General features: G+C 68.8%; 16 protein-coding genes. 7 read left to right on the top strand and 9 right to left on the bottom strand.

Annotated features, from left to right (window positions below; genetic code table 11):
* Positions 1–67: 67 nt before the first annotated feature.
* Both RCH15_RS16795 and RCH15_RS16790 read right to left on the bottom strand, forming a co-directional pair.
* Positions 68–1399: an MFS transporter gene (locus RCH15_RS16795; protein WP_326961799.1), complete on the bottom strand. Its 1332-nt coding sequence runs from the start codon at positions 1397–1399 to the stop codon at positions 68–70.
* A gap of 169 nt (positions 1400–1568) precedes the next feature.
* Positions 1569–1877 (bottom strand): helix-turn-helix domain-containing protein, encoded by a 309-nt coding sequence (locus tag RCH15_RS16790; RefSeq protein WP_326961798.1) that lies wholly within the window; start codon positions 1875–1877, stop codon positions 1569–1571.
* 303 nt (positions 1878–2180) lie between these two features.
* Here RCH15_RS16790 and RCH15_RS16785 point away from each other — a divergent pair, with 303 nt between their 5' ends.
* The 3 genes from RCH15_RS16785 (at position 2181) to RCH15_RS16775 (ending at position 5968) form a co-directional block, all read left to right on the top strand.
* Positions 2181–2927: a hypothetical protein gene (locus RCH15_RS16785; RefSeq protein WP_326961797.1), complete on the top strand. Its 747-nt coding sequence runs from the start codon at positions 2181–2183 to the stop codon at positions 2925–2927.
* Between the two features lie 96 nt (positions 2928–3023).
* The gene (locus tag RCH15_RS16780; RefSeq protein ID WP_326961796.1) at positions 3024–4718 is read left to right on the top strand and encodes an amidohydrolase; all 1695 of its coding nucleotides are present in this window, start codon (positions 3024–3026) and stop codon (positions 4716–4718) included.
* Entirely contained in the window at positions 4715–5968 is a 1254-nt protein-coding gene (locus tag RCH15_RS16775; RefSeq protein ID WP_326961795.1) for a M20 family metallo-hydrolase, read from the top strand. Before RCH15_RS16780 ends, RCH15_RS16775 begins: the two co-directional genes overlap by 4 nt.
* Positions 5969–6167: 199 nt before the next feature.
* Here the strand turns inward: RCH15_RS16775 and RCH15_RS16770 are convergent, their stop codons facing one another.
* The 5 genes from RCH15_RS16770 to RCH15_RS16750 all read right to left on the bottom strand — a co-directional run bounded on the left by RCH15_RS16770 (position 6168) and on the right by RCH15_RS16750 (position 10526).
* On the bottom strand, positions 6168–6512 hold the full coding sequence (locus RCH15_RS16770; protein ID WP_326961794.1) for a TfoX/Sxy family protein: 345 nt from the start codon (positions 6510–6512) through the stop codon (positions 6168–6170).
* On the bottom strand, positions 6509–6895 hold the full coding sequence (locus RCH15_RS16765) for a hypothetical protein (protein WP_326961793.1): 387 nt from the start codon (positions 6893–6895) through the stop codon (positions 6509–6511). Before RCH15_RS16765 ends, RCH15_RS16770 begins: the two co-directional genes overlap by 4 nt.
* Before the next feature lie 418 nt (positions 6896–7313).
* Positions 7314–9113 carry a glycoside hydrolase family 15 protein gene (locus RCH15_RS16760; RefSeq protein ID WP_326961792.1) on the bottom strand — a complete coding sequence of 600 codons (1800 nt, stop codon included), beginning with the start codon at positions 9111–9113 and terminating at the stop codon, positions 7314–7316.
* A 37-nt stretch (positions 9114–9150) separates the two neighbouring features.
* Positions 9151–9627: a hypothetical protein gene (locus RCH15_RS16755; RefSeq protein WP_326961791.1), complete on the bottom strand. Its 477-nt coding sequence runs from the start codon at positions 9625–9627 to the stop codon at positions 9151–9153.
* Positions 9628–10070: 443 nt separating this feature from the next.
* Positions 10071–10526, bottom strand: a complete 456-nt coding sequence (locus RCH15_RS16750; RefSeq protein ID WP_326961790.1) for a DUF4383 domain-containing protein — start codon at positions 10524–10526, stop codon at positions 10071–10073.
* A gap of 446 nt (positions 10527–10972) precedes the next feature.
* On the opposite strand from RCH15_RS16750, the gene RCH15_RS16745 reads away from it, so the two are divergent.
* Entirely contained in the window at positions 10973–11821 is an 849-nt protein-coding gene (locus RCH15_RS16745) for an esterase/lipase family protein (RefSeq protein WP_326961789.1), read from the top strand.
* 105 nt (positions 11822–11926) lie between these two features.
* On the opposite strand, the gene RCH15_RS16740 is transcribed toward RCH15_RS16745, so the two are convergent.
* On the bottom strand, positions 11927–12520 hold the full coding sequence (locus RCH15_RS16740) for a TetR/AcrR family transcriptional regulator (protein WP_326961788.1): 594 nt from the start codon (positions 12518–12520) through the stop codon (positions 11927–11929).
* Positions 12521–12713: 193 nt separating this feature from the next.
* On the opposite strand from RCH15_RS16740, the gene RCH15_RS16735 reads away from it, so the two are divergent.
* Both RCH15_RS16735 and RCH15_RS16730 read left to right on the top strand, forming a co-directional pair.
* Positions 12714–13166: a nuclear transport factor 2 family protein gene (locus tag RCH15_RS16735; RefSeq protein WP_326961787.1), complete on the top strand. Its 453-nt coding sequence runs from the start codon at positions 12714–12716 to the stop codon at positions 13164–13166.
* The gene (locus tag RCH15_RS16730) at positions 13163–14050 is read left to right on the top strand and encodes an SDR family oxidoreductase (protein WP_326961786.1); all 888 of its coding nucleotides are present in this window, start codon (positions 13163–13165) and stop codon (positions 14048–14050) included. Before RCH15_RS16735 ends, RCH15_RS16730 begins: the two co-directional genes overlap by 4 nt.
* A gap of 142 nt (positions 14051–14192) precedes the next feature.
* Here RCH15_RS16730 and RCH15_RS16725 read toward each other — a convergent pair whose 3' ends face one another.
* Complete coding sequence (locus tag RCH15_RS16725) at positions 14193–14927, bottom strand: YoaK family protein (RefSeq protein ID WP_326961785.1); 735 nt, start codon at positions 14925–14927, stop codon at positions 14193–14195.
* 107 nt (positions 14928–15034) lie between these two features.
* Here RCH15_RS16725 and RCH15_RS16720 point away from each other — a divergent pair, with 107 nt between their 5' ends.
* A complete protein-coding gene (locus tag RCH15_RS16720) occupies positions 15035–16708 on the top strand; it encodes an ABC transporter substrate-binding protein (protein ID WP_326961784.1) in 1674 nt (557 codons plus the stop codon).
* Positions 16709–16711: the final 3 nt, after the last annotated feature.

The raw sequence follows: 16711 nt of genomic DNA, 5'->3' as shown, positions 1-16711 counted from the left end.
TTGATGGTTGAGCATTGGTTAGTGATGGCGACCGGGGGTGGGGTCCCGGCGGGCCCGCAGCCGGTCTCTAGGCGTCCGCGACGAGCTTCTTGTCCTGCACACGCAGGCGCTCGCCGAAGAACCCGCCCACGGCGGTGAGCAGCGAGATGATCATCAGGATCAGGGCCGCGCCCCAGGACTGGTTGCCGGAGACGCCCAGCATGGCGGTGGCCAGCAGCGGCATGAACCCGCTGGTGGCGCCGGCGATGTTGTAGCCGAGGGCCACGCCGGAGTAGCGCAGCTTCGGCGGGAACAGTTCGGTCAGCAGGGCCCCGTTCACGGCGTACGCCACCGCGATGAGCATGATGCCGATGGTGATGGCCAGCGTGATCAGGAGCGGGGACTTGGTGTCGATCATCGCGAAGAGCGGGAACGCCGTCACGGCGCTGACGATGCCGCCCCACATGGTGACCTTGCCGGGGCCGATCTTCTCGGCCAGCCGGCCCATGAGGAAGGTGACGCCGATCTGGGCCACAGCGGCAACCAGCGTCGCGTTGACCATGACGTTCCGGTCCACCTTCAGGGTGTTCGCGCCGTAGCTCACCACGAAGGTGGTGATCATGTAGAAGCCGCCGACGCCGAGCAGCGCGGCGAGGATTGCCACCAGCAGGCGGCCGCCGGCGTGGCGGAATACATCCAGGGCCGGGACCTTGGAGGTTTCGCCCATGGCGAGCAGGTCCTTGAAGATGGGGGACTCCTCGACCTTGAGGCGGATCCAGAGCGCGACGCCGAGCATCGGGAATGCCAGCAGGAACGGAATGCGCCAGCCCCAGGCGTCAAACGCTTCGGACGGGAAGAGCAGAACCAGCGAGAAGGCACCGGAGGCCAGCAGCGTCGCCACCGGCGACCCGACCTGGACCAATGCCGCATACCGGCCGCGCTTTTCCACCGGGGCGTGTTCCACGGCCATGGTCACAGCGCCGCCCCACTCGCCGCCGACGGCCAGGCCCTGGACCAGGCGCAGGACCGCCAGCAGGACCGGCGCGGCCAGTCCGATACTGCCGAAGTCAGGCAGCAGGCCGATCAGGGCGGTGGCGAGGCCGATCATCACGATGGTGATCAGCAGGGCCGGACGTCGGCCGTACCGGTCACCGATGTAGCCGAAGATGACGGCACCGATCGGACGGGCCGCGAAGCCGACGCCGAAGGTGGCGAAGGAGGCCAGCAGCGCCGCGGTGGGGTCCATGTTGGTGAAGAAGAGCCGGTTGAACACCAGCGCCGCGGCGGTGCCGAAGAGGTAGTAGTCGTACCACTCCAGCGCGGTTCCGACGAAGGCGGCGCGGGCAATTTTGCCCGCGTCCTTGCCGGAAATCACCGGAGGGGCACCTGCGGCGGGGGAGAGCGAGTTTGAGGTCGTCACTGCGTGGGCCCTTTCGAGCGGGGGGAGTTGTGCATCTCGGGTCCTGCGGCAGCCGGCAGGCGGGAGCCTGCGCGCTGCGGTGGTCCTTCGAGACTAGGCGAGTGATAAAGCCCTGAACAATGACAATTTCCACCCACTTTTCGCTCCCTAATTGGGCTTTTTCACAAAATTATTCGGCGACGTCGCTGTACCGGCTCAGCGCGATGAGGGCCCGGGCGGCCTGGGCCGGCACCGTGAGGTCCAGGCCGATCACCTCGTGCAGGCTGTGCAGGCGGTTCACTACGGTGTTGCGGTGGCAGAACAGTTCTTCGGAGGTTTCCTTGATGGAGCCGGTGCGTCCGTAGCTGCGTGCCACCTGCAGCAGGCGCTGGCGCTCCAGCGGCGTGCAATCGTCCAGCGCCTGCCGGATCGGCGCCGAGAAGTCCGGAAATTTCCGCTCCAGCAGTCCGCCGGCGATGCCCATCCAGGTGTCCTCCATGGTGGCAAGGCCGGCGCCGCGGGGGGGGGGGGGGGGGCGCCCCCCCCCCCCCCCCGCCCCCCCGGGGGGGGGGGCCCCCCCCCCCCCCCCCCGGGGGGGGGGGGGGGGGGGGGGGGGGGGGGGGGGGGGGGGGGGGGGCCCCCCCCCCCCCCCCGACGCGGCAGCCGCGGGGACGGCGGCCAGCCCCTCCACGCCGGGGACGTAGCCGGCCGGGAAGGGCGGAGCCTCCGCGGACCAGGTGCGCCCTTTGCGCTGTTGCCGGAAAAGGTACAGGACGCCGGCGTTCTCGTAGGCGTAGATGCGGTGGTCGGACTCGGACTGGCGCTGCGCCTGCGCCACGGACTCCGCGGTGACCGCCAGCACTTCGAAGCTGCCGGCGGCCTGCACGCCGAGGGCGGCGGCCAGCTCGCGGACTTCGGCAGGGCCGCCCAGGTCTGCGTTAAACAGCCGGGACAGCAGCCGCTGCCGGTAGAGCTGCTTGTTGCGGGCCAGCCGTGCTTCCTCCTCGGCATAGGCCTGCTGGATGCTGCTTACGTAGCCCTCGACGGCGTCGAGGACCCGGTCCATGTTGGCCACCAGAACGCCGATTCCGGTGGTCCCTGCCACGCGTTCCAGCCCCTTCCAGAGCACCCGGAAGTCATTGCGGATCGCTTCGAGGAACGCGTCCAGGGGGACTCCCTGGCGGGCCCGGCGCGACGCCACCTCCCGCGGCAGCGTCTGCAGGTCGGCGGGAAGCGGCAGGCCCGCCATCTGAAAGAGGAACATGTCCATGGTGTCGGCCGCGGTCTGGTAAACGTCCTCCGGGGGAACCAGGGCGTCGCCGTAGGAAATGGCGGAGAACCGGGCGAGGAAGTCTTTGACCAGCAAGTCCCGGTCCCGCCAGAGGCTCTCCAGCAGCTCGGTCCATTCCGGTTCCATGGGCCGCCCGGGCCGGAAGTCGCGGGGAGCGGCCGCGGCGGAACGGGCGTAGCCGCCGTCGTGTGTTGTCATGAGCCCACTTTATGCAAAAGCATAAATTTCGGCCAGAAAGCGGCGTTGGATGTCCATTGAGGGCAGCAATATTACAGCGTTGAATGGATTGGGAGCTTCACCTCCCGTACCAACCCGACCGTCAGCGCGGACCGGGGCCCACAGCAAAGAGGATTCATGCCCGTTGATCTCCTGATCCGCAACGCCCACATCCTGACCCAGGATGCCTCCCGCCCCACCGCGACCAGCCTGCTCATCCACGACGGTAAAATCCTCGACGTGGACCCGGACTCCGCCCTCGCCGGCTCCGCCGCACGGACCATCGACGCTGCCGGACTCACGGTTGTTCCCGGGTTCAACGATGTCCATGCGCACAGCGTGTGGTTCGGGCTGGGGCTGATGGAGGCCAATCTGGGAACGGTGCGCAGCCTGGCGGATGTGTACCGGATCATCGCCGACGCCGCGGACGGGCTGGCACCGGGCGACTGGGTGGTGGCTTCGGGCTTCAGCCCGCTGCTGATCGGCGGCCAGCAGCCGGACCGCGACCGGCTGGATGCAGCGGCCGGCGGGCGCCCGGTGTGGATCAAACACTCCTCCGGCCACGCCTGCACCCTCAACGGCGCGGCCCTGGATCTTGTCGCCGCGGGCGCCGACCTCAGCGCCCCGATCGACGGCGGCGCCGTCGTCGTCGATGACGACGGCATGCCCACCGGGCTGCTGGAGGAAAACGCGATGCGCCTGGTGCAGGAGATCTTGCTGCCCTACCCGCTGGAGACGATCGAACGGGCCCTGGACCTGGCCACTTCGCATTACCTTTCCGAAGGCATCACCAGCGTCACGGACGCCGGCGTCGCGGGCGGTTGGATCGGCTATTCGCCCCGCGAGTTCGCGGCCTACCAGAACGCCCGCGACCGGGGCCTGCTCAGCGTCCGGATGCAGCCGATGATGGTCATCGACGCCCTGCACGGAGTGCCCGGCCACGACGACGACCCGGCCTTCACGGGTCTGGACGGCGGCATCCGCACCGGGCTGGGCGACGACTGGCTCCGGCTGGGCCCGGTGAAGATCTTCAGCGACGGCTCGCTCCTGGGCAGCACTGCGTACATGACCGAGGACTATGTCGGCTGCTCCCACAACCACGGCTACCTGCAGATGGACGCGGAAAAGCTGCGCGAGTCGGCGCTGGGCGCCTACCGGGCCGGGTGGGCGGTCGCGATGCACGCCATCGGCGACCACGCGATCGACCATGCGATTGACATCATCACCGAGGCGCAGGAGAGCTACGGCCCGAACAGCCAGCCCAACCGGATCGAACATGGCGGCGTGGTCCGGCCCGACCAGCTGGACCGGATCGCCAAGGCCGGCATCGTGCTGGTCCCGCAGCCGCACTTCATCACCGAATTCGGCGACGGCATGGCCCGCCTGCTGGGTCCGAAGCGCACGGTGTGGTCCTATCCGGCCAAAAGCCTGCTGAGCCGCGGGCTGGTGCTGCCGGGCAGCTCGGACCGTCCCGTCTCCAACGGCCGGCCGCTGGACGTGATGCAGTCGTTCGTGGAGCGGCTGACCCCCTCCGGCACGGTCTACGGTCCGGCGGAACGAATCACCGCAGCCGAGGCGCTGGCGGCCTACACCACGGGTTCGGCCGCCGCGACCGGCACCGGGGACGTCAAGGGACGCCTGGCCGCCGGATACCTGGCGGATCTGGTGTTCCTCGACCAGGACCCGACCGCCATCGACCCGTCCCGGATCGGCGCCACCCGCGTCCTGGCCACCATGGTGGGCGGACAGGTCCGTTTCGGCGCAGACAATCTCCCGCCGCGGGCCCGCGGCGAAGACCTCGAGGCAGCATTGACAGGGAAGGAAACCCCATGAGCACCACCGACGAGCAGTTCCTTGCAGATTTCGCGACCATGTCCGGGTTCGGCGCGACCGCTGGCGGCGGCGTCGACCGGCAGGCCGGCACCGCCGCCGACCACGCCACCCGGTCGTGGTTCAGCCAGTGGCTGGCGCAGCACGGCTATGCCGAAACAGTGGACGAGGCAGGCAACCAGTTCGGCACCCTGGAGCTGGTGCCCGGCGCCCCCTACGTGCTGGTCGGCTCGCACCTGGACTCCCAGCCGTTGGCCGGCCGGTACGACGGGGCCTACGGCGTGCTCGCCGCGGCCCACGCCGGCAGCCGCGTCGCCGCCGAGGCCCGGGCCGGGAACCTGGACCCCGCCTACAACCTGGCCGTGGTGAACTGGTTCAACGAGGAAGGCAGCCGCTTCGCGCCCAGCATGATGGGCAGCGGCGTCTTCACCGGAAAGCTGACGCTGCACGACGCCCTCGCGACGGCGGACCCCGCGGGCACGACCGTCGCCGAGGCCCTGGCCGCAGGACACCGCGACGCCGACGCCGACGCCCCGGTCCTCGCTCAGGTGGCCCGCTACGCCGAAATCCACATCGAGCAGGGCCGGGAGCTGGAGGAGAGCGGCACACACGTGGGCATCGTGGACCGGACCTGGGCCGCGAGCAAGTACCGGGTGAGGGTGGACGGGGCGCAGTCGCATACCGGCGCGACCCGGATGGAGGACCGCCGTGACGCGCTCTACGGGGCCGCGCTGGTCATCGCCGCGGCCCGGGAACTGGCCGCGGAATTCGAACCCGGGCTGCTGCACACCTCGGTGTCCGAACTGTTCGTCTTGCCGAACTCGCCGGTGACGATCGCCCGGCAGGTCCTGATGAACCTGGATCTCCGCTCTCCGGACGAGTCCGTGCTGACCCTCGCGATGGAGCGGCTGAGCAAGCGGATCATCGACGCCGAGACCGATTCCCGCACGGACATCCACCTCACCCTCACGCACAACTGGGGGTTGTTGTCCTACCAGCCCGGCGGAGTGGCCCTTGGCAAGGCCAGCGCGGACAGCCTCGGCTACACCCACAAAGAGGTCATGACCGTCGCCGGGCACGATTCGACCAACCTGAAGGACGTCGTCCCGACCGTGATGTTGTTCGTCCCCAGCGTCGAGGGCATCTCCCATAACGAGGCCGAGTTCACCCGCGACGAGGACGCGCTGCGCGGCGTGGAACTGCTCACCGACGTCACCCGTCGTCTGGTGCGCGGCGAATTGGAAGAGAACTGACAGCACAGCCGCCTAAATGGGGGCCGCTATTCCACATGCCGCCGCCACCTGAACCTCAACCCCTGCCTCTCGGAACTCCTGCACCTGTCCCGGGTCCCGAGGCCGGGGCGGGGCATGGCCATCCATGTCCGCAGGTCAAAGCCGGGGTACCTGACCCGGCTCTCACCCGACGGCCAGCCGTAGAGGTAGCCGGACCTGTCTACGCTGTTGCGTCCCGGGAGTCGACGCCGACCCCCACCCAGAAGGAGAGCTCCGCGGCGTCGTGGATCTGTTGGCCCGGCACGCTGAGCCAGCCCCGGCCCATCGGCCGGTTCTTGCCCATGAGGGCCGGTACCCCGCCACGTTGCAGCAGCTCGTCGCGCCGGGCGGGATCGGTCCGTACGAGGAGGTCGCCGGTGCGGCCGGCGGCAACTGCCATCCGTTCATCCACCATGAACGATATGCCGCCGAACATGGGCACTTCGCGGACGTTGCCGGCCGGTCCCAGCAGGTCCCGGAGCCTTTGGGCGAGGTCCTCGCGCGGGCCTGGTCCGGCCGCCGTCACCGGCCACCCTTCGCGAGGTAGTCCTGACCGTCGTAGTGCAGGTCCAGGGTTGCGATCACGCCGCCGTGAAAGGTGAAAAACTCGGCAAACCGGACCCTGCCGGCGGGCATCTCGGCGTCGTACAGGACGGCGGACCCGAGCTCGCTATGCACCTCGCGGACCACGTCGATGCTTCGAACGGTCGCAATGAAGCCCTTCACGCCGTGGAGGAACCCGTCCGTGGCATTGAGAATGTGGCCCGCGAGGGAGCCGGTGAAATCGAGGTGGTCCGAGAGTAGTTCGCGGAGCCTCTGCCCCTCATCAAAGGCGTCGATTCCTGCGACAAGGACGCGGTAGTACTCCTGGAGTGTTGCCGGCGCGGACGCCGAGACGGTGCTGGCCACGGAGCTCTCCCTCGCTAGTACAAGTGTCTTCGAAGATGGCGTCCTGGCCTCCTATTGTCAAGGACGTCTGACGGTGACCGGGTCGCTTTGCCCATCGTGATTCGCTGCCGCGTTAGGTGCCGGCCACCAGCCCGCGCGCGGCATGCACCATCGGTGCGCCGGCCATTTCCACGATCCGCGCGCCGTCGTCGTACTGTCCACCCCGCCATCCCCAGGCGCACGCCGAGCACATTCGTTCCGGCGATGAAGGTGAAGACCCCGAACGCCCGGCCCGGGTCCATTAAGATGATCCCGCTGGCCATGGTGAGGGCGAAGTATCCCGGCGTGAGGGTCTGCACCCGCTGGTAGAAGCGGGAGCCGAAGAAATTCCGGCCGGCGATGACAGGGGTCATGGCACCAAGCTAAGGGCTTGCTGAATTCACCCTTGCGGCTCCTCGCACCCAACGTCGCGGAGCGCCAGCGCCGCCTGGACCAACGCGGCGTGGGTCAGGGCCTGGGGGTAGTTCCCGAGCAGGGCACCGGTGCCCGGGTCGGCTTCCTCGCTGAACAGGCCCAGCGGGCCCCCGACCACGAGCAGCGCTTCGAAGAGTTCCTCAGCTTCCGCGGTCCTTCCCGTGAGGGCGAGGGCCTGCGCCAGCCAGAAGGAGCAGGGCAGGAAGGCGCCCTCGTCCCCGGGCAGCCCGTCCTGGCCGGGCGGGTAGCGGTAGAGGAAGGGGTAGCCGGCGGACAGCTCCGCCCGGACGGCATCCACCGTGCCCCGGAGCCGCGCCGAGCCTGGCGACTCGAAACCGGTCACCGGCAGGATCAGCAGGGCCGAGTCCAGATTGCTGGAGCCATAGGACCGGGTGTACGTGTTCCTGGCCGGGTCGAATCCCCGGGCCCGGATGTCCGCGGCGAGGGCGCTTCTCGCGGTTTCCCAGCGGCGCCGGCGCCGCGTGCTGACCCGGTGGGTCTCGGCGATCCGCAGCGCCCGGTCCAGAGCCAGCCAGCCCATGACCTTGGAGTGCACGTGCTGCGCGGGGTCGTCGCGGATCTCCCAGATGCCGGCGTCCGGTTCCGGCCACCGCCGTGCCACGAGATCCGTGAAGCCCCGCATCGCCCGCCACGTTTCCGAATTGAGCCGGTGCCCCTGCGCCGCGAGGTTCCACGCTGCGTCCAGGACCCAGCCGTAGCCGTCGAGTTGGTGCTGGTGGGCGGCCCCGTTGCCCGTCCGCACCGGGGCGCTGCCCGCGTACCCCGGCCAGTTCGCCAGGGTGCGCTCGCGGGGGACATGCCCGCCGGTCAGCGTCAGTAGGGCCGGCAGCCGGGGCCGCTGCAGCCTGCTGGCATGCAGCAGCCAGTTCAGGAAGTTCAGGGCCTCCCCGTCCTTGCCCAGGGCGAGGAACGCGGCAATGCCGATGCTGGCGTCCCGCGGCCAGGCGAACCGGTAATCCCAGTTCCGGATCCCGCCGGGGTCCTCCGGCAGGGACGTGGTCGGGGCCGCCACCGGCGCGCCCGACGGCGAGTACGTCAGCAGCTTCAACGTCAGCAGGCTCCGCAGGACCGCCTCGCGGAACGGGACGTCCCCGCTGATGCCCGATGCCCAGTCCCGCCAGCGGGCTTCGTCCGCGTCCACCAGGTCCCACGCGGTCTCGGGGTCCACCCAGACCAGCGGCTCCGCGTAGGCCAAAGCGAGCACCAGCACCACGGGATGTCCGGGCACGACGGTGACTGCCGTCGTCGTCCCCGGTTCCACCCGCAGGCCGCCGCTACAGCCCAGCGACATGGCCAGGGCGCCCCAGTCGCAGACCAGGTGCTGCCCCTGCCGGATGCGCGGGCGGAGGTGGCGCTCGCCGAAGCGCGGGTCAAAGACGACGGCGGCCTGGGCCGGTGCGCCCGTCGCCTCCAGCCGCCGGATCAGGAGGGTGGTGGGCAGCAGCCGGCCGGATACCTCCGCGATCATCGCCTCGGTCAGGGTCAAGGTGCCGCCCTCCATGGCCCAGACTGTCTCGAGCGTCGCCGTGTGCGGGCGGTACCGTCGGATAATTCGTTCAGCGGGCAGGGCTGGGCCGGCGCGGAAGGTGCCGGCCTCCGGCCCGCCGAGAAGGGAGCCGAACACGGGGTCGCCGTCGAAGGTGGGGGCACAGAACCAGTCGATGCCGCCGTCGGCCGAGACCAGGGCGGCGGTGCGCGTGTCGCCGAGGAGCCCGTAGTCGGCGAGGGCGGGGGAGGGGGCCATGGCGTCCGTGGTGCTTCACCTTCTTTCGCTGGTTTGCTCAGTGCGCCGTGAGGAGCAGCCCGAGCAGCGAGCCGTAGACCAGGTGGGCTGCCACGGCCACCGCCGGCGTCTGGATCCCGTAGTTCAGGCCCAGCAGGCCGGGCGGTTCGAGGGCGGCGCGGCTGGCCGGACCGGCCCTGGTGCTGGCCATTCGGGGGTGAATGGCGGGCAGCAGCGGCAGGATAATGGTCAGGGCCACCATGACATGCAGGAGGCCCAGCAGCGCGCCGACCCACCAAGTGGCCCTGCCGAGCAGCGCGAAGACTGCCGCGTAGCCGAGGGCGAAGACCTGCCCAACGGCGAGGTGGATGAAGAATCCGGCGATCCGTGCCTTGTCCGGATCGGGCGTGACGAGGCTGCCCAGGACCAGGGGCAGGTCCAGCCGGGTCCAGCCGGCCATCTGGCAGGCGATCATCACCGCGGTCAGGGCGGTGGTGGCCAGCAGCCCGAACAGGGCCCAGCCTGGCCAGTCCATCTCAACCGCCCCGCTGGTTGCGGCGTGAGCATGCCGCTGGGGTTGTTTTCATGCCGGACCTTCTAAAGCTCGATTCCCTGATTTTTGAGTTGCGCCGGCGCGATGGGCAAGGTCCGTGGGTCGTCACGCTCGGGTTGGCCCTCAGCGGCGCCCCGCCTCCGGATACCGGCGGGGGATTCGTGGCGTAAAGCGCAAGGGCTTCCAGCCCGACGAGGACGAAGAGGATCCAGGCGACACCGCCGATCCGATACAGGGAGGCCCACGCCGCGGCCTTGGGCCAGAAAAGCGCCGACATGCCTCGATGATGGGCCGGAAACCGCCGTCGTTACAGGGCCGAACGCCCCCCGTGTCGTCCGGCGCGACTGCGGCCCCGGCACCGGCCGGGGGCAGGTGTCGGGGCCGCAGGGTGCGGCTGGGGTCCTGGCGGGCAGCCGGACCCGGGCTTAGGCGCGGGCCTTGGCCCCGGTGCCGCGGGTCAGGAGAACGGCGAGGGCGACCATGCCCAGGCCAAGCACCAGGTGGAGGATGTTGTCCGGGCCGTTCAGCGGGACGAAGTTTCCTGCTGATTCCTGGTCCACCACCAGGCCGTAGACCCAGAGGACCAGGTAGATGATTCCGCCGTAGAGCAGGAACGACTTGGCGCCGGTAGCGGTGCGGGCCAGCAGCAGGCCGGCCGCGCCGAAGAGCAGGTGGACGATGTTATGCAGGGCCGACACCTGGAACAGACCCAGCAGCATCGCATCGGAGTGGTGGCCGGCGAACTGCAGGGACTCGTAGTTGGTGGTGATTCCCGGGACGAAGCCCAGGACGCCGACCAGCAGGAAGACGGCGCCGACGGCGAGGCTGGCCTTCTGGACGGTGGTCCGGGCTGCGGTGCGGGTGTGGTTTGTGGTTGTCATGACTGGCTCCTTGAGTGCGGGTTGCGATGATGGGGCGGCCGTTGGCCGGCCGGTCCGGTGCTTATGCCAGCAATTCGGAGAACGCAGGGCGGCGGATTGCCCTGCGGCAATTTTTTGTCGACGCCGACGGTGGGCACTTCCTGATTCAGGGCCGGTCCCCGCGTCGTCGGCAGTGAACATTCGTGCAAGCCCCCAGGGCAGGCCTGTGCACAAGCGTCCGCTGCGAAACAGCTACTGAGCAGTAACTTTACTTCAAAGAAGGCTCGTCTACCCGTGCGGAACCGTCTCCGCTGGACGCCCCCGATGACGCGCACGTTTGTGCAGTCTCCGCCGTCTGGACCGCGGACCTGCCTACCATCTGAAGACCGTGGCGCCGATTCGACCGGCACGAAGGACCGGCAGCCGCGGCTGGTCCCACCCGCTGACACGCGAACAAAGAGGTCTCCATGTCATTGCTCACCAGAACCTTGTCCATCGCCGCCGCCGCGGTCCTCGCTGGCTCCCTCACCGTGGCTCCCGCTCAGGCCGGCACCCTTGATGTCGCCCCGCCCGGCGCCAACGACTGGACGTGCAAGCCCTCCGCCGAGCACCCCTATCCCGTCATCCTGGTGCCCGGGACCTTCGAAAGCATGGCCAAGAACTGGTCCACCCTCTCGCCCTACCTCAAGACCGCCGGGTACTGCGTGTTCGCCCTCAACTACGGCGAGACAAACGGCGTGTACGCCACCGCGCCGGTGGCCGAATCCGCGAAGGAACTGGCCCCGTTCGTGGACGCGGTACGTGCTGCCACCGGCGCCAAAAAGGTGGATCTGGTGGGCCACAGCCAGGGCGGCATGATGCCCCGCTACTACATGGGCTTCCTGGGCGGAGCTAAAAACGTCCATCAGCTGGTGGGGATCGCACCCTCCAACCACGGCACCAAGGGTGTGATCGTCCCGCCGCCGGGCTTCGTCCCGCCGCCGGACTACACCGCCTTGAGCTGTGCTTCCTGCGCCGACCAGCAGGCCGGATCTGCGTTTATGCGGCAGCTCAACTCCATCGGCGACACCGTTGCGGGACCGTCCTACACCGTCCTTTCCACGGTCTACGACGAAGTGGTCATTCCCTACAACAGCCAGTTCCTCAGCGGCCCGGCACGGCAGGTCACCAACATCACCATCCAGGACAAGTGTCCGGCCGACGTCTTCGAACACGATCAGACGCCGAACGACCCCGTGGTGCACCAGTTCGTGGCCCACGCCCTGGGAAAGGCCTCCGGCCCCGCCGATCCGACCTACCAGCCCAACTGCATCTAGTCGACTTCAGCGCCCCGGACAACAGTCGGGAGACTACGACGGCGGGACCCGCCAGATGGTGAGTCCCGCCGTCGGGCGTAGGCGGGCGTTGGCCCAGGGGGTCCGTCAGCTCCCGATTGCGGAAGAGCCGGGCAGGAGGTTTGCCCCAAGCGTTCTCGCGATGAAGTTCCCGTAGTGCTCGGCGCTCCAGCCGCGCCTGACCACCAGGCCCTCATACAGCTCGGCGGAGGTGCACGCGAACATGACGTCGGCTACCTCCGCTTCGGTCAGGGCCTTCCGCAAAAATCCTCTGGCGCGGACCTGCCTCGCGTTGTGCAGCATCCGGCTGTACCGCGCGTCCTCCACATCGCGGAGCAGCGCGGCCATGTCCGGATCCCCGCTCGCGGCGGCGTCTCGGATGAGAAGGAAGACGGGTGCTCCCAGCGGACTGACCTCGGCAGTAAACCGGCCGAACTGCTCCATGAGTTCACGGGCGTCAGTGACCGAGGTCTGCGCACGGTCCGACCGCTCCTCAGCGGGAGCGCCCCCGGCGCCGAGCAGGCTCTGCTCATAGATGGCCCGCACCAGCCCCGGCTTTCCGCCGAAGCCCTTGTACACGGACTCCTTCGAGACGCCGGCAGCCCGGGCAATCGCGGCAATGGTCGTCCGACCATAGCCCCCCGCCAGGAACAGCTCGCGAGACTGCGCAAGCACCCTCATCCGTGATTCCTCCGCCGCCTCCCGGCGGCGCTGTTTATCGTAGGCGCGAGAACGGGGGGCCCGACGATGCGGTTCGTTGACCTCGGGTCCCACGGGGCATAAACTCCTTGTAGAAGTTAATTACAGTTGACTGTATCAAAATTAGCGTACCAGCCTCTCCGCCTCCCGCGACGGATGTATTAAGGAGCAGACTATGGACGCCTCTGGAGCGGACCGCCTTCCCGAGGGGCCAGTACGGCGCATGGTGGCTGCCGCGAACCGTCACGACCTCGAGGAGATGGTGTCCCAGTTCGCCGAGGACTACACGAACACCACCCCCGTCCACCCGGCCCGCAGCTTCACGGGCTCCGCCCAGGTGCGGCAGAACTGGGCCGCGCTCTTCGCCGGGCTGCCGGACCTGAGGCTCACCGTGCAAGACGCAACGGCGGGCGCCGGCAACAAGGTCTGGATGGAATGGAGCAACCGGGGTACCCGGCCGGACGGATCGGTGACGGCGTCTGCGGGGGTGGCCATCTTCACCGTCCGCGACGACAGGATCGCTGCGGCGCACTTTTACCTCGAACCGGTGGAAAACGAGTCCGGTGACGTGAACGCCGCGGTCCGCACGGCTGTCCGCGGGGCAGCCGGGGGCGGTGACGGATCATGATCCTGGTGGTGGGCGGCACCGGCCGTCTCGGCCGCGCCCTGGTCCCCATGCTTGTGGCCGCCGGCCACCGGGTCCGCGTCATGGCACGCGGCGTTTCCACATCCCTCCCCGAGACGGCCGGCGGCGGCGTCGAGTTCCTGCATGGGGACCTCGCCTCCGAAACGGACTGCATGGAGGCGGTGGCCGGCTGCACGACGGCCGTGTTCGCGGCCTCGGGATTCGGCGTCACGGGCTCTGACCCACGCGCCGTTGACCGCGATGGTGCCATGCGGCTCGTCCGCGCGGCGGCGGCCGCGGGAGTCGAGCACGTGGTCATGATGTCCATGCACGGCGCCGCCCCCGATGGACCTATCGAGTACCTGCGCTGCAAGGCCGCAGCCGAGGAGACCGTCCGCACGTCCGGCATGGCCTGGACGGTCATCCGGATCGGGGCGCTCCTGGAACAGCGCCTCGAGACCATAACCGCCCCGCTCGAGTCCAAGGGCAAGGTGCTCGTATTCGGCTCCGGCTCTGCCCCCGTCACCTACACGTCGGAGCAGGACGCCGCCGCCGTCGTCCTCCGTGCGCTCTCGGACCCCGCGCTACGGAACCGCGTTTTCGAGTGGGGTACGCAGACGCTTACGGGCAACGAACTGGCCCAGGTTGTCCTTAGCCGTGCCGGCCATGGGAAGGTCAAGCGGATCCCGCCCGCCGCCGAACGCTTCCTGTCCATCGCAGCGAGGCCGTTCTCACCATTCCTTGCCCGGGTCGCAGGGGCCGCGATCTGGGAGGAAACGGGAGCTGCCGCCTTCCAGCCGGCACCCTCGCGGGCGGAGTTCCCCGACATTCCCGTCACAGGCCTGCAGCAAGTCCTCGAGAGTGCGGAGGCAGGATGTCAACGCTGAGGGGCCCCCGTCCCGGTAGTCGCCCCGGTAGGGGACCGTAAAGCCTCTCAGTGGTGGCCCTTCAGGATAGGCCGGCGGATGCGCGCGGTATAGGTGGGCAGTTGAACGCCGGCAGTGCCAGCCGGGTCCGGCAGTTCAGGTACTACGCGACCCCGGCCCTGACGACGGCCGTCTCCTCACTCGCGAGGGACGCCCTGGCGTCCTTCCGGTACCGCCGGTGCCCCACGAACGCCACCACCGACGCAATCAGCGCGGCAACGCCCAGCCCCATCCAGAGCCCCGCATGCAGGGCCGCGGAGCCGGCCAGGGCGCCCAGCAGGATCAGCACAATTGCCAGCGCCCGGCGGATCCAGTGGACGCCGGTGCCGCCGGCCAGGCGGGAATCGGCGGCCAGCCCGGTGATGGTGGACGTGACCACCACCGTGGTGATCTCGGCGACCTTGAGTTTCTTCGCCGTCGCGGCCTGGATCCCCATCAGCAGGGCCATCCCTGAGGTGGTGATGCTGCCGTAGAGCTCCTCGGCGTGCACCGGCGCCAGTGCCACAAACACCGTCAGGGCCCAGAGGCCCAGGGCCACGGTGAGGAAGTTCGCGGAGGTCCGGTGTGACCAGCCCTCGCCCGAGCGCCGCAGCACCCGCCCCGCCAGGGCGGCGCCCAGCATGAAGAAGGCCAGCGCCAGGGCCGGTCGCAGGACCGGCAGGCCGGTGCCGCCCACCACGGCCATGCCCAGCAGCACCACGTTGCCGGTCATATTGCCGGTAAACACCCGGTCCAGGCCGAGATAGCCCACCGCATCCACCACGCCGGTGGAGAACGTGAGCATCAGCATCAGAACCAGGTGGAGGCGGTCGGTACCGCCGGAAAACTTGGGTTTCACAGAAATATCTCCGATACATGCTTGAAACAAAAGTATACGAATGTAGGATCCATACACAGATTGTATTCAATACCGTAGTCGTCTTCGACCCGATGATTTGGATCCGTATGTCACCCTTGTTCCGTTCCACCGCCCCGCCGGTCACCGGCCGGCGCTACGCCCGGACTGCCGCCCTGTTCGGCGGCATCGCCCTGGTGGCCGTTGCCGCCACGGGCTGCCAGCCGATCCAGCCGCTGCCCGAAGCCGTCAACCGCACGGACGTGATGTCCGCCCCCATCGGCACCCAGCAGATCAAGGAGGGCGGGAACCTGGTGATGGCGCTCTCTGCCGAACCGGACCGCCTCGACCCGACAACGTCGTCGTCCCTCTACACCCGCTACGTCATGCAGACGATGTGCCAGAAGCTCTACGACATCGATGACCAGGGCGAGATCGTCCCGCAGCTGGCCACCGCGCTGCCGGAGGTCAGCGCGGACGGCCTGGCCGTCACCATTCCGGTCCGCACCGGCGCCACCTTCGCCGACGGCACCCCGTTCAATGCCGACGCCGCCCGGCTGACGATCGAGCGCGGCCTCACCCTGAAAGGCTCGGCCCGGAAAAGCGAACTGGGACCCATCGCCAGCGTCGAGACCCTGGACGAGACCACGCTGCGGATCAATTACAAGAAGCCCTTCGCCCCGATCACCGCCGCGCTCGCGGACCGGGCCGGCATGGTGCTTTCACCCAAAGCCGTGGCCGACGCCGGTGCCTCCTTCGGGGACCACCCCGTCTGTGTAGGTCCCTTCAAATTCGCCGAACGGGTGCCGCAGACCTCAATCAAGGTCGAACGCGACCCGCTCTACTACGACGCCACGAACGTCCACCTGGACACCATCACCTACCGGATCATGACGGACTCGAACATCCGGGCCGCGAACCTGCGCTCCGGCGACGTCCAGGTGGCCGACTCCATCTCCCCGCAGGATGTGGACGCCCTCTCCAAGGAGGACGACGTCGGCGTCCTCCAGGTGGGGTCCCTCGGTTACCAGGGACTGACCCTGAACCTGGGCAACACCGACGGTGTCGGCAAACCCCCGGGGGAGATCGACACCGCCCTGGCCAAGGACGCCAAGGTCCGGATGGCCCTCTCCATGTCCGTGGACCGGGCGGCCCTGGTGAACACCGTCTTCAACAACTGGTACGAACCGGCCTGCTCACCGATTGCGCCCTCCAGCCCCTTCGCCACGGACCTCAGCAGGGCCTGCCCGGAATTCAACCCGGAAAAGGCCAAAGCCCTCCTCCAGGAAGCCGGAGTGCAGACCCCGTACCCGGTGGAACTGCAGGTCAGCAACTCACCTGACACGCTGCGCTACGCCCAGGCCCTGCAGGCCGCGGTGGCGGACGCCGGCTTCGCCCTGACCATCCGGCCCGTGGAATACTCCACGCTGCTGGACGTGCAGACCCGCGGCGACTTTGCCGCCCTGCAGCTGGGCTGGTCCGGCCGCGTGGATCCGCACGGGAACATGTTCAACTTCCTCGCCACCGGCGCCGGCAACAACTACTCCGGCTACAGCAACCCGGCGGTGGACAAGCTCCTCGCCGCGGCCTCCGGCGCAACGGACCAGGCCGCCCGCGCGGAGCTCTACGGCCAGGTGGTGCAGCAGGTGCAGGCGGATAACCCGGTGATCTACCTCTACCGCGTCCGCAGCCTCACGGCCTACAGCACCGGGGTGGCCGGCATCGACACCTTCGCCGACGGCGTGGTCCACCTCAGCAACGCAGCCTTCGTGACGAAGAAGTAAGGA

It is taken from the genome of Arthrobacter sp. MP_M4, assembly GCF_035984855.1.
Classification (GTDB): Bacteria; Actinomycetota; Actinomycetes; order Actinomycetales; family Micrococcaceae; genus Arthrobacter.
The sequence above is the reverse complement of the archived record's forward strand: the minus strand, read 5'-3'. Positions and strand labels throughout refer to the sequence as shown.